This window comes from Duganella sp. BJB1802, from assembly GCF_013369445.1.
Taxonomy (GTDB): domain Bacteria; phylum Pseudomonadota; class Gammaproteobacteria; order Burkholderiales; family Burkholderiaceae_D; genus Rugamonas; species Rugamonas vulcania_A.
In genome coordinates, this window is record NZ_JABWEF010000020.1 from 91,944 (window position 1) to 105,492 (window position 13,549).

10 protein-coding genes are annotated in these 13,549 nt (G+C 63.5%); 8 read left to right on the top strand and 2 right to left on the bottom strand.

Annotation, left to right across the window (positions count from 1 at the left end):
* Positions 1-4 precede the first annotated feature (4 nt).
* From HUX88_RS26200 to HUX88_RS26215, 4 genes are all read left to right on the top strand, one after another.
* Positions 5-1,906 (top strand): propionate--CoA ligase, encoded by a 1,902-nt coding sequence (locus tag HUX88_RS26200; RefSeq protein ID WP_176363663.1) that lies wholly within the window; start codon positions 5-7, stop codon positions 1,904-1,906.
* A 98-nt stretch (positions 1,907-2,004) separates the two neighbouring features.
* Positions 2,005-2,313 carry a DUF485 domain-containing protein gene (locus HUX88_RS26205; protein WP_117014610.1) on the top strand — a complete coding sequence of 103 codons (309 nt, stop codon included), beginning with the start codon at positions 2,005-2,007 and terminating at the stop codon, positions 2,311-2,313.
* A complete protein-coding gene (locus HUX88_RS26210) occupies positions 2,310-3,983 on the top strand; it encodes a cation acetate symporter (RefSeq protein WP_176363664.1) in 1,674 nt (557 codons plus the stop codon). The genes HUX88_RS26205 and HUX88_RS26210 overlap by 4 nt, the downstream gene beginning before the upstream one ends.
* A gap of 177 nt (positions 3,984-4,160) precedes the next feature.
* Positions 4,161-7,820: an EAL domain-containing protein gene (locus tag HUX88_RS26215; RefSeq protein WP_176363665.1), complete on the top strand. Its 3,660-nt coding sequence runs from the start codon at positions 4,161-4,163 to the stop codon at positions 7,818-7,820.
* Here HUX88_RS26215 and xth read toward each other — a convergent pair whose 3' ends face one another.
* Complete coding sequence (gene xth, locus HUX88_RS26220; protein ID WP_117014608.1) at positions 7,821-8,585, bottom strand: exodeoxyribonuclease III; 765 nt, start codon at positions 8,583-8,585, stop codon at positions 7,821-7,823.
* A 420-nt stretch (positions 8,586-9,005) separates the two neighbouring features.
* Here xth and HUX88_RS26225 point away from each other — a divergent pair, with 420 nt between their 5' ends.
* The 4 genes from HUX88_RS26225 (at position 9,006) to HUX88_RS26240 (ending at position 11,994) form a co-directional block, all read left to right on the top strand.
* Positions 9,006-9,413, top strand: coding sequence for a hypothetical protein (locus tag HUX88_RS26225; RefSeq protein ID WP_117014607.1), 408 nt, complete (start codon positions 9,006-9,008; stop codon positions 9,411-9,413).
* Between the two features lie 6 nt (positions 9,414-9,419).
* Positions 9,420-9,608 (top strand): DUF1653 domain-containing protein, encoded by a 189-nt coding sequence (locus HUX88_RS26230; RefSeq protein WP_117014606.1) that lies wholly within the window; start codon positions 9,420-9,422, stop codon positions 9,606-9,608.
* A gap of 60 nt (positions 9,609-9,668) precedes the next feature.
* Complete coding sequence (locus HUX88_RS26235; protein ID WP_161096782.1) at positions 9,669-10,112, top strand: hypothetical protein; 444 nt, start codon at positions 9,669-9,671, stop codon at positions 10,110-10,112.
* Positions 10,113-10,287: 175 nt separating this feature from the next.
* A complete protein-coding gene (locus HUX88_RS26240) occupies positions 10,288-11,994 on the top strand; it encodes a methyl-accepting chemotaxis protein (protein ID WP_373886844.1) in 1,707 nt (568 codons plus the stop codon).
* A gap of 15 nt (positions 11,995-12,009) precedes the next feature.
* On the opposite strand, the gene HUX88_RS26245 is transcribed toward HUX88_RS26240, so the two are convergent.
* On the bottom strand, positions 12,010-13,503 hold the full coding sequence (locus HUX88_RS26245; RefSeq protein ID WP_117014603.1) for a leucyl aminopeptidase: 1,494 nt from the start codon (positions 13,501-13,503) through the stop codon (positions 12,010-12,012).
* Positions 13,504-13,549 lie beyond the last annotated feature (46 nt).

Genomic DNA, 13,549 nt, shown 5'->3' on the forward strand with positions numbered 1-13,549 from the left:
AGACATGAATTACGCTGATTTCTATCGGCGCTCTATCGTCACGCCTGAACAATTCTGGCAGGACGAAGCAGCGCTCATCGACTGGAACGCCCCATGCACCAAGGTGCTGGATTATTCCCATCCTCCGTTCGCGAAGTGGTTCGTCGGCGGGCAGACCAACCTGTGTCACAACGCGGTGGACCGATGGTGCGCCACGCAGGGCGACCGCGCCGCGCTGATCGCCATCTCCACCGAAACCAACACGGAGCGCAGCTACTCGTTCAACGAACTGCGCACCGAAGTCGAACGCACCGCCGCGATGATGCAGTCGCTGGGCGTCGGCCGTGGCGACCGGGTGCTGATCTACATGCCGATGATCGCCGAGGCGGCGTTCGCGATGCTAGCCTGCGCCCGCATCGGCGCCATCCACTCGGTGGTGTTCGGCGGCTTTGCCGCCAACAGCCTGGCCAGCCGCATCGACGACGCCAAGCCGGCGCTGATTGTCTCCGCCGACGCGGGTTCGCGCAACGGCAAGGCCATCCCCTACAAGTACCTGCTGGACGAAGCGATCACGCTGTCGGCCGCCAAGCCGGCCAAGGTGCTGCTGGTGAACCGCAACCTGGCGCCGATGGAAGTGGTGGCCGGCCGCGACGAGGACTGGGCCAGCCTGCGCGCCGCCCACATGGACGCGCACGTGCCCGTGACCTGGCTGGAATCGAACGAGCCTTCGTACATCCTCTACACCTCCGGCACCACCGGCAAGCCGAAAGGCGTGCAGCGCGACGTCGGCGGCTACGCGGTGGCGCTGGCGTCGTCGATGAAGTACAACTTCTGCGGCAACGCCGGCGAGACCTTCTTCGCCACCTCCGACATCGGCTGGGTGGTCGGCCATTCCTACATCGTCTACGGCCCGCTGATCGCCGGCATGGCGACCATCATGTACGAAGGCCTGCCGATCTGCCCGGACGCCGGCATCTGGTGGAGCATCGTCGAGAAGTACAAGGTCACGCGCATGTTCTCGGCGCCGACGGCGATCCGCGTGCTGCGCAAGCAGCCGCCGGAGTTCATGCGCAAGTACGACCTGTCGTCGCTGCGCGCGCTGTACCTGGCCGGCGAGCCGCTGGACGAAACCACGTCGCAATGGATACACGACGAGCTGGGCGTGCCCATCATCGACAACTACTGGCAGACCGAAACCGGCTGGCCCATCCTGTCGATCGCCAAGGGCGTCGAGGACCTGCCGACGCGCCTGGGCAGCCCCGGCGTGGCGATGTACGGCTACAAGGTCAAGCTGCTCAACGAATCCACCGGCGAGGAATGCGCCGCCAACGAGAAGGGCGTGGTGGTGATCGACGGCCCGCTGCCACCGGGCTGCATGCAGACCGTGTACGGCGACGACCAGCGCTTCGTCGACACCTACTGGTCCACCTTCGACGGCCAGCAGGTCTACTCGACCTTCGACTGGGGCGTGCGCGACGCCGACGGCTACTACTTCATCCTCGGCCGCACCGACGATGTGATCAACGTCGCCGGCCATCGTCTCGGCACGCGCGAGATCGAGGAGTCCATCTCCAGCCACGCCAACGTGTCGGAAGTGGCGGTGGTCGGCGTGGAGGACAAGCTCAAAGGCCAGGTGGCGGTTGCCTTCGTCATCGTCAAGGACGCGACCCGCACCGCCGACGACGCGGGCCGCGCCGCGCAGGAGCGCGAGATACTCGGCGTGGTCGATCACCAGCTGGGCGCTGTGGCGCGGCCGTCGCGCGTGTACTTCGTGCCGCAGCTGCCCAAGACCCGTTCCGGCAAACTGCTGCGCCGCTCGATACAGGCTATCTGCGAAGGCCGCAATCCGGGCGACCTGACGGCGATTGAAGATCCGGCTTCGCTGCAGCAGATACAACGCGCACTGTATGGCGATGTGAAAAAGTAGTTGTGCGCGTAAGGGGCCGGTAAGCATGGCGGTTTATTGTGGAGTCAAGCTCGAAAAGAAAAGAGCATAGGCTGCAGATAAACTATAGGAGACAAGTCATGCATGACGATCTGGTTCAAAAAATAAAGCGCGACCCCAGCTACCACAAGCTGGTCAGGACGCGCTCCCGTTTCGGTTGGGCGCTGACGGCGGTAATGATGCTGGTTTATTACGGCTACATCCTGCTCATCGCTTTCGACAAGGAGCTGCTGGCGTCGAAAACCGGCGCCGGCGTGATGACCTGGGGGATGCCGATCGGGTTGTTCGTGATCGTGTTCACGGTGCTGATCACCGGCGCCTACGTCCGCCGCGCCAACAAGCAGTTCGACGACCTGACCCAGGCCATCCACGACCGGGTGAAAGCATGAGCGCCGCCAAGCGTGGCCTGTGCGGCCTTGGTGCCCTGACGCTGCTCGGCGCCAGCGGCGCGGCGCTGGCGGCTGGTGCGGATCTCGGCCAGGCGGTGAAGCAGCCGATCAACTGGACCGCGATCATCATGTTCGGCGCCTTCGTCATTTTCACGCTGTTCGTCACCAAGTGGGCGGCGGCCAAGACCAAGTCCGCGTCCGACTTTTACACCGCCGGCGGCGGCATCACCGGCTTCCAGAACGGTCTGGCCATCGCCGGCGACTACATGTCGGCTGCATCCTTCCTCGGCATTTCCGCCGCCGTGTTCCTGAACGGTTACGATGGCCTGATCTACGCCATCGGTTTCCTGGTCGGCTGGCCGGTGATCACCTTCCTGATGGCGGAGCGCCTGCGCAACCTGGGCCGCTTCACCTTCGCCGACGTCGCCGCCTACCGCTTCAAGCAGGCGCCGATCCGCATCTTCTCCGCCTCCGGCACGCTGGTGGTGGTGGCGTTCTACCTGATCGCGCAGATGGTCGGCGCGGGGCAGCTGATCAAACTGTTGTTCGGCCTTGAGTACTGGATCGCCGTGGTGTTGGTCGGTACGCTGATGATGGTCTACGTGCTGTTCGGCGGCATGACCGCCACCACCTGGGTGCAGATCATCAAGGCCGTGATGCTGCTCGGCGGCGCCACCTTCATGGCGGTCGTCGTGCTGGCGCAGTTCAACTTCAGCCCCGAGGCGCTGTTCGCCAAGTCGGTGGAAATCCACGCCAAGAAGGACGCCATCATGGGCCCCGGCACCTTCATCAAAGATCCTGTGTCGGCGATCTCGTTCGGCATGGCGCTGATGTTCGGCACCGCCGGCCTGCCGCACATCCTGATGCGCTTCTTCACCGTGCCAAGCGCGAAGGAAGCGCGCAAGTCGGTGTTCTGGGCCACCAGCTGGATCGCGTACTTCTACATCCTGACCTTCATCATCGGCTTCGGCGCCATCGTTTTGGTGAGCACCAATCCCGAGTTCAAGGACGCCGCCGGCAAACTGCTGGGCGGGAATAACATGGCCGCTATTCACCTGGCCAAGGCAGTGGGGGGTAACGTCTTCCTGGGCTTTATCTCCGCCGTGGCTTTCGCCACCATCCTGGCGGTGGTGGCCGGCCTGACCTTGTCCGGCGCATCGGCGGTGTCGCATGACCTGTATGCCACTGTTATCAAAAAGGGCAAGGCCACCAGCGCCAAGGAACTGTATGTGTCGCGCCTGACCACCGTCGCACTGGGCATCGTCGCCGTGGTGCTGGGCATCGTGTTCGAGAAGCAGAACATCGCGTTCATGGTGTCGCTGGCCTTCGCCATCGCCGCCTCGGCCAACTTCCCGGTGCTGTTCATGTCGGTGCTGTGGAAGGATTGCACCACCCGTGGCGCCACCATCGGCGGCTTCGTCGGCCTGATCACCGCCGTGGTGCTGACCGTGGTGTCGAAATCGGTGTGGGTCGATGTGCTGGGCCATGCCGACGCGCTGTTCCCTTATGCGTCGCCAGCCATCTTCTCGATGCCGATCGCCTTCGTCAGCATCTGGCTGGTCTCCGTGCTGGACCGCAGCCCGCGCGCACGCATCGACCGCGCCGGCTACGAGGCGCAGGAAATGCGCTCCGAAACCGGCATCGGCGCCGCCGGCGCCAGCGCGCACTGATGTAATTGTCAAGTAGTCAGAAGACAGCAATGCCCGGTTCGCCGGGCATTGTCGTTTTTAGGGCCGCCGCCGGCATGGGCGATGGCTAATGCGCCCATTGTGGTTTATGATCTGCCAACTATGCTGCCGAGAAGTAACTGGCAAGGTGGCATCTTAGAATGGGTGCCTTTGGTGTACATGAACCGAGTTTCGACCAATCCTGATTTCGTAGCCGACGCCCTGGCGCTGATCGGCGTTCCCGCGTGCGCCTACGGCATCGATGGCATGGTGTTGGCCGCGAATCAGGAACTGGCGGACTTGCTGGGCTTCGACCCATGCGGCAAGCCGCTGGCCGACCTGTTCGCGCGCCATGTGCGCGGCGCCAGTATGAAGGCGCTGGACGCGACATTGGACGCGGCCAACGCGGCCAACACCACGCAGCGCTGGGACAGCTGCCTGACCTGCGCCAGCGGCCAATACCTGTCGGTCCAGGCGTGGAGCAAGCCGTTGCCGGCCGGCGCGGCGGTGCAGGGCGCCACCGTGGTCTTCCACGACATCAGCGCGGCGGAGCGCGACCAGCGCGCGCTGCGCAAGACGCTGCTGGAGCAGCAGGCCATCCTGGAGAATGCCGCCGTCGGCATCCTGTTCACCAAGGACGGCGTTATCCAGGAATGCAATATCCGCTGCGCCGAAATGCTGGGCTACAGCCGCCACGAGTTGGAGGGCATGTCCAGCGTGACCGTGTATCCGAACGAGGCGGCGTTTCTCGAACTAAGCCGCAATGCCCGTCCGCCGCTGTCGCAAGGCCTGCCCTTCATGCAGGACGCGCAGATGCGGCGCAAGGACGGCTCGGTGTTCTGGGCCCGCCTGTACGGCCGCGCCATCGATCCTATCCACACCGCCGAGGGCACGGTGTGGATCATGGAGGACATCAACGATCACCGCATCGACGTCGAGAAGCTGCGCCGCGCGCTGCTGGAGATGCAGGCCATCATGGACAGCGCGCCGCTGGCGATCGGCTTCCAGCGCGACAACCGCATCCTGCGCTACAACCGCCGCTTCGCCGAATTCTTCGGCTTCAACGACGACAGCGGCGTGGGCCAGCTGACGTCGACGCTGTATCCATCGCAGGAAGCGTTCGACGCGGTGGTGAGGAAAGCCCGTCCGCTGCTGGCGCGCGGCAAACCGTACCAGGCCGAGATGGAGATGCGACGCCAGGACGGTTCGACCTTCTGGGCGCACGCCTTCGGCTACGTGATCAATCCGGGCCGCACGCAGCAGGACACGATCTGGATCTTCGACGACCGCAGCGCGCAAAAGCGCCACGAGGAAGAGACCCGGCAACTGCTGCTGGAGCAGAAGGCGATCCTGGACAACGCCTCGGTCGGCATCCTGTTCAGCAAGGCGCAGATCATGTTGAGCTGTAATCCGCGCATGGCCGAGATGTTCGGCTACGACATCGACGAGATGCTGGGGCAGCCGTCGGCGATGGTGTTCCCGTCGGCGGAGCACTACGAGGAATTCGGCCGCGAGGCGGCGCCGCTGCTGGGCGCGGGCCAGCCGTTCGAGAAGAAGGAATGCCAGTTCAAGCGCAGGGACGGTGGCCTGTTCTGGTGCCGCGTGCGCGCCAAGGCGGTGGACGACGAGCATAGCGACGGCGGCACCATCTGGATCCTGGAGGACGTGACCAGCACGCGCCAGACCCAGATGGAGGTCGAGGCCATCATGACCAACGCCTCGATGAGCATCCTGTTTACCAAGAACCGCATCATCACGCGCTACAACCGCGGCTTCGCGGAGATGTTCCGCTACGAGGGCGACTCCGGCCTGGGCCTGCCCGGCCGCGCGCTTTACGTCTCGCAGGAATCGTACGACAAGCTGGGCGAGCAGGCCTATCCCTTCCTCTCGATCGGCAAGCCGTTCCAGATCGAGATGGAGTTGCGCCGCGCCGACGACACCACCTTGTGGGCGCAGCTGATCGGCTACGTGGTCAATCCCGACGATCCGACCCAGGGCACGATCTGGGTGATCGAGGACCGCACCGAGCAAAAGCGCGCCGAGGAATCGCTGCGCAACGCGCTGCTGGAAAACCAGGCCATCCTGGACAGCGCGGTGCTGGGCATCTCGGTGGTGGAGCACGGCCGCAACCTGCGCTGCAACACCAAGATGGAAGAGCTGTTCGGCTACGCGCCGGGTGGGATGAACCAGTTGAGCGTACAGGCCTTCTACGCCGACAAGGACGCGTGGGAACAGGCGCGCGCCGCCACCGCGCTGGACTTCCACGCCGGCCGCGTGCACGCCTCCGAATACCAGCTGGTGCGCAAGGACGGCAGCACGTTCTGGGGCCGCCTGTCGGGCCGGCCGTTCGACCTGGCGCAGGCCACCGGGCGCTCGGTGTGGCTGGTGGACGACATCACCGAACGGCGCGAGGCGGCGGAAGCGGTGAGCCGCGCGCGCGACGAGCTGGAAGTGCGGGTGCTGGAGCGCACCGCCGAACTGGCCGGCGCCAATGCGCTGCTGCAGGGCGAGATCGTCGAGCGGCGCCAGGCCGAGGCGCGCGTGCACCACATGGCCTACCACGACAGCCTGACCGGCCTGCCGAACCGCGCGTTGCTGTCGGACCGCCTGGACCGCGCCATGCTGGCGGCGCAGCGTTCGGAGCGCCGCCTGGCGGTGATGTTCATCGACCTTGACCGCTTCAAGACCATCAACGATTCGCTCGGCCACATGACCGGCGACCAGCTGCTCAAGGAAGTGGCGAGCCGTTTGTGCCGCGCGGTGCGCGCCAGCGACACCGTGGCCCGCCTGGGTGGCGACGAGTTCGTGGTGCTGGTGCCCGGCATCCGCTCGTCCGAGGAGGCCAGCCACGTGGCCGAGAAGATCATCGAGGCCTTGTCGGAGAGCTTCCCGCTGGAGGGCCGCAACCTGCACATCACGCCGTCGATCGGCATCTGCGTGTACCCGGACGACGGCGGCGACGTCGAGACGCTGATGCGCCACGCCGACGCCGCGATGTACCACGCCAAGGCCAGCGGCAGGAACAATTACCAGTACTTCAAGGAGGCGATGAACCAGACGGCGGCGCAGCACTTCGAGCTGGAGTCCAGCCTGCGCGGCGCGCTGGCGCAGGACGAGTTCGAGCTGCACTTCCAGCCGATCATGGACATCGGCACGCGCCGCCTGCACACGATGGAGGTGCTGCTGCGCTGGCGGCGCGGCGGCGGTACCGGCCAGCTGGTGCTGCCGGACCACTTCATTCCCATCATCGAGGAGAACGGCCTGATCGTGCCGATCGGCGAATGGGTGATACGCCAGGCCTGCCAGCAAAGCATGGCGTGGCTGCGCGCCGGGCTGGCGCCGGTGCCGCTGGCGGTGAACCTGTCGCCGCGCCAGTTCATGCATCGCGGGCTGATCGAATCGATCCGCGCCATCCTCGACGAAACCGGCATCGATCCGTCGCTGATCGAATTCGAGATCACCGAGACGGCGCTGATGCAGCACGGCGAGCAGACGCTGGACATCCTGGGCCAGATCAACGCCATGGGCATCCGCTTGTCGATCGACGATTTCGGCACCGGCTATTCGAGCCTGGCGTATTTGAAGCGCTTCCCGGTCAAGAAGATCAAGATCGACCGCGCCTTCATCAAGGAGCTGGAGGAAAGCGCGGAGGACCGCGCGATCGTGGCGGCCATCATCGCGCTGTCGGACAGCCTGCAATTGTCGGTGGTGGCGGAGGGCGTGGAGACTGAAGGACAGTATGCGTTGTTGCAGCGCAACGGTTGCCAGTATGCGCAGGGATATTTATTTTCGCAGCCGGTGCCGCACGCGACGGCCCAGCTGCTGCTGCCGCGAATCTAGTTAATCGAGCGTGGCGATCACCGGCGCGTGGTCGGACGGCTGTTCCCATTTGCGCGGCGCGCGGTCGATCACGCAGGCGCTGCAGCGGGCCACCAGCGCCGGCGACAGCAGGATGTGGTCGATGCGCAGGCCCTTGTTGAGGCGGAAACCCAGCGCGCGGTAGTCCCACCAGCTGAACGACTTTTCCGGCTGTTCGAACAGGCGGTAGGAATCGGTCAGGCCGATGTCGAGCAGGCGGGTGAGGGCGGCGCGCTCCTTGTCGGACACCAGCACCTGGCCCGCCCACGCGGCCGGATCGTGGACGTCGCGGTCTTCCGGCGCGATGTTGTAGTCGCCCAGCACCGCCAGTTGCGGGTGCAGCGCGGCTTCTTCCTTGATCCAGTCGTGGAAGGCGGACAGCCAGCCCAGCTTGTATTCATACTTGTCGGAATCGACGCTCTGGCCGTTGGGCACGTAGGCGCACACCACGCGCACGCCGTCGATGGTGGCGGCCAGGATGCGCTGCTGCGCATCCTCGTAGCGTGGGTTGTTCTTGATCACGTCGGCGATCGGCAGCTTGGACAGGATGGCCACGCCGTTGTAGGTTTTTTGCCCGCTGTAGACCACATGGTAGCCGGCGGCCTCGATGGCGGCGGCCGGAAACTTGTCGTCAGTCAATTTTGTTTCTTGAATACAGAGGACATCGATAGGGTTCTCCTCTAGCCATTTCAAGACGTGCGTCAGCCGAACGTTGAGTGAGTTAACATTCCATGTGGCTATTTTCATCTGGGTCAGTATCCTTGCGGGTTTTCGGGGTGGCGGTTGCCTACTTGAACGAATCTTACAGCATCTTGATTTAACACATGAGATTGTCAAGTTGACGATTTTTATAAAAAAACATGAAAAACTCTTTCGTGCGCGCACTACCAGCGCCTAAAATGTTGCAAAATGTGTGAAATCAAAAAATAATTGCTAGGGGTGTCTCATTGTTGTCAAAATAGAACGGTAAACAAAGACAAAGTAAGCAAAAGAGAAATATACTGATACAAATAATGCGGAAAACTTGTATTTCCGCAACGCAATTAAAAATAGTAGCTGGCCGGGTGCATTTTAGTGTTGTGGTTTAACAATAAATGGTACTATACGGAAATTACTTGTGGTTTTAACAGTGAATTGCGCGTAGCGCATTTACAAAGGAATAAAAAAATGCGAGCTGCATTTGAGACGTGGGCGCAGAAAGACGGTCACATCGTCCGACGCCGGGAAGACAAACCAGAAGAATACCTGGTTTTTGAAACGCAACGCCGCTGGGTCATCTGGCAGGCAGCGTTAGAGCACGGCAAAACGCCTGGCGGCCGCAAGACCGCCGCGCAAAAGGAAGCCGCCGCGCTGGAAAAGGCCAAGGCCGCCGTGCAACGGCCGCCTGTCATCAATTCCGACGAGGCTGCGGTGCGCAACCAGGTGTTGAACGAAGTGCTGGATGCGTTCTCCACGCTGGGCGGCGAACGCGGCATGGACGATATCCTGAAAGTGGTACAGGGTCTGAAGAAGAAGCAGCAGGAACAGGCGGATGTTCGCACTGTGGCTGCCGCACCGGAACGGCATAACGCCTGATCCCGGATGCGTTTCAGGCACTACAAAGGGGGCCTCTACGAGCTGGTGTGCGAGGCCACCCTGGAATCCGATCTGAGTACCATGATCGTTTATCGCGCCGCCGACGGTTCCATCTGGACCCGGCCGAAAGACGTGTTTTTTGAAATCCTGGAAGTCGATGGCGTAAAAGTGCAACGCTTTACGCCCCTTGATTGACCATATAGATCCGCTTGCGGGCTGCTACACTGGTCTGACCCACTAACCCTGAGGCAGACCATGTATTTCCGCCCCGTTGCCGGCGTCTCCGCGCTGCTGGCCTTGCTATCCGGCTGCGCTTCCCTGACTGAATCCACCCAACAAAACGTGCTGGTGCAAACCGTGCTCGACCACCGCGAAATCGCCGGCGTCGGCTGCGTGCTGTACAACGACGTCGGCAAATGGTTTGTGACCACGCCCGCGCGCGTCACCCTGCGCAAGAGCTCCGGCCCGCTGCGCATCGATTGCCAGAAGGAGGGGGCCGGCTGGGCCTACGAAAAGGTCGACTCCAAGGCGGACGGCAACCTGTGGGGCAATGTGGTGCTGACCGCCGGCGTGGGCTACTTCATCGACAAGAACACCGGCGCCGGCTACGACTATCCGGCCACGCTGACGGTGGTGATGCACGCGGACGCCCAGCGCGATGGCTTGCCTCCGCCGGCCCCCGGGGTGACGCTGTACTAGGCAGCGGCCATGCCTTGCGTGTAGGATTATTCCTACCACGCTAATCCGATTCCTACACCTGAATAGGATAATTCCTATATTTGCCGAGCGGCAATATTTGTTACTATTAGTAATGTTGAATATGTAAATATTATTAATTGTTACAGATATGAGGCGGTGTATGCGTAATTCGGGCATGAGGGTGGTAACACGGTTGGGCATGGGGTTTGGTTTGGTGGCGCTGTTGCTGGTCATCGTGACGATGTTCGGCATCCTGCGCATGGGGCGCATGCAGGAGCGGGTGGACGAGATCGTCGACGTCAACAGCGTGGAGTCCAAGCTGGTGGCGAAAATGGATTTGACGGTGACCGAGCGCGCGCTGGCGCTGCGCAACCTGATCCTGCTGCCCGAGGATCAGCGCGACGAGATCCAGATCGAACTCAAGCGCATCGCGGCGCAGAGCGATAAATACGACGAAGTCCAGAACAAGCTGGGCGAGATGTTCTCCGACCATAACAGCGCCACGCCCGAGGAGGCCGCGCTGTACGCCAAGATCCGGGCGCAGGCCTTGCTGGCCGCACCCTTCATCGCCAAGGCGAAGGAGCTGATCCAGGAAAAGAAAAACAGCGAGGCCTATCATCTGCTGCGCTTCGAGTTCCGTCCGGTGCAGAAGAAGTGGTGGGAATTGCTGCGCGAACTGGCCGTCATCGAGGAGAAGCAAAACGTCGAAGGCGCGGCCGCCATCAAGCAAGCCTACCAGGAAACCCGCTCGCTGATGCTGGTGCTCGGCGCGTTGGCGCTGCTGTGCAGCGTTGTCGCGGCGGTGCTGATCACGCGCAGCCTGCTGCGGCAACTGGGCGGCGAACCGGCCTACGCGGCCGGTATCGCCACGCGCATCGCGGCCGGCGACCTGAGCGTGGCCATCGACACCGCGCCGCACGACCGTTCCAGCCTGGTGTTCGCGATGAAGACCATGCGCGACAGCCTGGCCGGCATCGTCGGCCAGGTGCACGACCGTTCAGGCGCGATCGAATCGGCGTCGGTGCAGATCGCGGCCGGCAACCTCGATCTGTCTTCGCGCACCGAGCAGCAGGCCGCCGCGCTGGAGGAAACCGCGTCATCGATGGACGAATTGGCGTCGACCGTCAAGCAGAACGCCGACAGCGCGCGCCTTGCCAATGAGCTGGCCATGTCGGCGTCGGCCATCGCGCTCAAGGGCGGCAGCGTGGTGGCGCAGGTGGTCGGCACCATGGGCTCGATCAACGAATCGGCCGGCAAGATTAGCAACATCATCGGCGTCATCGACGGCATCGCCTTCCAGACCAACATCCTGGCGCTGAACGCGGCGGTGGAGGCGGCGCGCGCCGGCGAGCAGGGACGCGGCTTCGCCGTCGTCGCCACCGAGGTGCGCAACCTGGCGCAGCGCAGCGCGGCCGCCGCCCAGGAAATCAAAGTGCTGATCGGTGATTCGGTGGAGAAGGTGGAGGCGGGATCGAAGCTGGTCGACCAGGCCGGCGCCACGATGGGCGACATTGTCGACAGCATCCACCGGGTCACCGACATCATGGGCGGCATCACCACGGCCACGCAGGAACAGAGCGCCGGCATCGACCAGGTCAGCCAGGCCATTACGCAGATGGATCAGGTGACGCAGCAAAACGCCGCGCTGGTGGAAGAGGCCAGCGCCGCCGCCGCGTCCTTGCAGGATCAGGCGGCGGGACTGGTGCAGATGGTCGGTGTGTTCAAGCTGGAAGGCGGACGCGCCGGCGCGCCGACGGCGGTGCTGCCCCTGGTCCGCAAGGCGGGCCAAGCCGGCCAAGTGCCGGCCAGGCTGCCGGCGCCGGGATTAGTCGGCGCGGCGGCCGCATTGGCGGCCGGCGCCGAAGGGTGGGAGGAGTTCTGACTGTGCTAACCGTGCTTACGCGCGGTTGATCAGGAAGTTCGACAGCAGCGGCACAGGGCGGCCGGTGGCGCCTTTCGCGCCGCCCGATTTCCATGCGGTGCCGGCGATGTCCAGGTGCGCCCAGGTGTACTTGCGGGTGAAGTTCTCCAGGAAGGCCGCGGCGGTGCACGAGGCGCCGCCCGGCGTGCCGATGTTGGCCAGGTCGGCGAAGTTGGACTTGAGCTGCTCGTTGTACTCTTCGCCGATCGGCAGGCGCCATGCGGTGTCGCCTGCGGCTTTGCCGGCCGCCATGATCTCGTCGGCCAGCTTGTTGTGCACTTCGTCGTCGCGCGTGAACAGGCCGCTCTTGTGGTGGCCCAGGGCGACGATGCAGGCGCCGGTCAGCGTGGCGATGTCGATCACCGCGGCCGGGTTGAAGCGCTCGGCGTAGGCCAGCGCGTCGCACAGCACCAGGCGGCCTTCGGCGTCGGTGTTGAGGATCTCGATGGTCAGGCCGTTCATCGAGGTGACGATGTCGCCCGGCTTGGTGGCGCGGCCGGAAGGCATGTTCTCGCAGGCGGCGATCACGCCGATCACGTTCAGCTTCAGGTTCATCTCGCCGATGGCGCGGAAGGTGCCCAGCACCGAAGCGGCGCCGCCCATGTCGTACTTCATCTCGTCCATGCCCGGACCGGCTTTCAGCGAGATGCCGCCGGTGTCGAAGGTGATGCCTTTACCGACCAGCACCACCGGCGCATCCTTCGGTTTGCCGCCCATGTGCTTGAGGATGATGAACTTCGGCGGCTGCTCGCTGCCGTTGGTCACCGACAGGAAGCTGTTCATCTTCAGCGCTTCGAGCTGTTTTCGGTCCAGCACTTCGATGTCGAACTTGTAGTCCTTGCCGAGTTTTTTGGCGGTGTTGGCCAGGTAGGTCGGGGTGCAGACATTGGCCGACAGGTTGCCCAGTTCCTTGGTCAGGTCCATGCCGTTGGCGATCGCCACGGCCTGGGCCAGCGCCAGCTTGGTGGCGGCGGTGTTCGGGACCGCCAGCGCGATTTTCTTCACGCCGGTCGGCGCAGGATCCTTCTTGCTCTTCTGGCCATCGGTGCGGAACACGCTTTCGTGCGCGCTTTGCACCACGCAGCGGATCGCCCAATTCACATCGCGCTCTTTCACTTCGGTCATCGGCAGTGCGATAATAGCGTCGCTCGCGCCCAGCGCGGAGAAAGCCTTCAGCGCCGCGGTCACGCCGCTGGCGAAATTCTTCTCGCTGACGGCATCGTCGCTACCCAGGCCCACCAGCAGCACGCGCTCGGCGCTCGCGCCTTTCGCGCCGCGCAGCAGCAGGGTGGTGCCGGCCTTGCCGGAGATGTCGCCGGACTTCAGCGCAGCCGTGATTTCACCTGAGCCGTCCAGCGCCTTGGCGGCCTGCGACAGCTTCTTGTTCTCAAAGACCGCGACGGCGACAACGCCGGCTTTGGCCGAAGCGATGGTGTTTTTTGTGTCGAATGCTTTTATGCTAAAGTCCATTTGATTCTCCGTGTCGTGTACGAATTGCCAGCCTGTTTGTCAGGCT

Excerpts from the sequence above, each read along its gene's own strand:
- HUX88_RS26200 (WP_176363663.1), top strand. The coding sequence starts at position 5 with ATGAATTACGCTGATTTCTATCGGCGCTCTATCGTCACGCCTGAACAA.
- HUX88_RS26205 (WP_117014610.1), top strand. The coding sequence starts at position 2,005 with ATGCATGACGATCTGGTTCAAAAAATAAAGCGCGACCCCAGCTACCAC.
- HUX88_RS26210 (WP_176363664.1), top strand. The coding sequence starts at position 2,310 with ATGAGCGCCGCCAAGCGTGGCCTGTGCGGCCTTGGTGCCCTGACGCTG.
- HUX88_RS26215 (WP_176363665.1), top strand. The coding sequence starts at position 4,161 with ATGAACCGAGTTTCGACCAATCCTGATTTCGTAGCCGACGCCCTGGCG.
- xth (WP_117014608.1), bottom strand. The coding sequence starts at position 8,585 with ATGAAAATAGCCACATGGAATGTTAACTCACTCAACGTTCGGCTGACG.
- HUX88_RS26225 (WP_117014607.1), top strand. The coding sequence starts at position 9,006 with ATGCGAGCTGCATTTGAGACGTGGGCGCAGAAAGACGGTCACATCGTC.
- HUX88_RS26230 (WP_117014606.1), top strand. The coding sequence starts at position 9,420 with ATGCGTTTCAGGCACTACAAAGGGGGCCTCTACGAGCTGGTGTGCGAG.
- HUX88_RS26235 (WP_161096782.1), top strand. The coding sequence starts at position 9,669 with ATGTATTTCCGCCCCGTTGCCGGCGTCTCCGCGCTGCTGGCCTTGCTA.
- HUX88_RS26240 (WP_373886844.1), top strand. The coding sequence starts at position 10,288 with ATGAGGGTGGTAACACGGTTGGGCATGGGGTTTGGTTTGGTGGCGCTG.
- HUX88_RS26245 (WP_117014603.1), bottom strand. The coding sequence starts at position 13,503 with ATGGACTTTAGCATAAAAGCATTCGACACAAAAAACACCATCGCTTCG.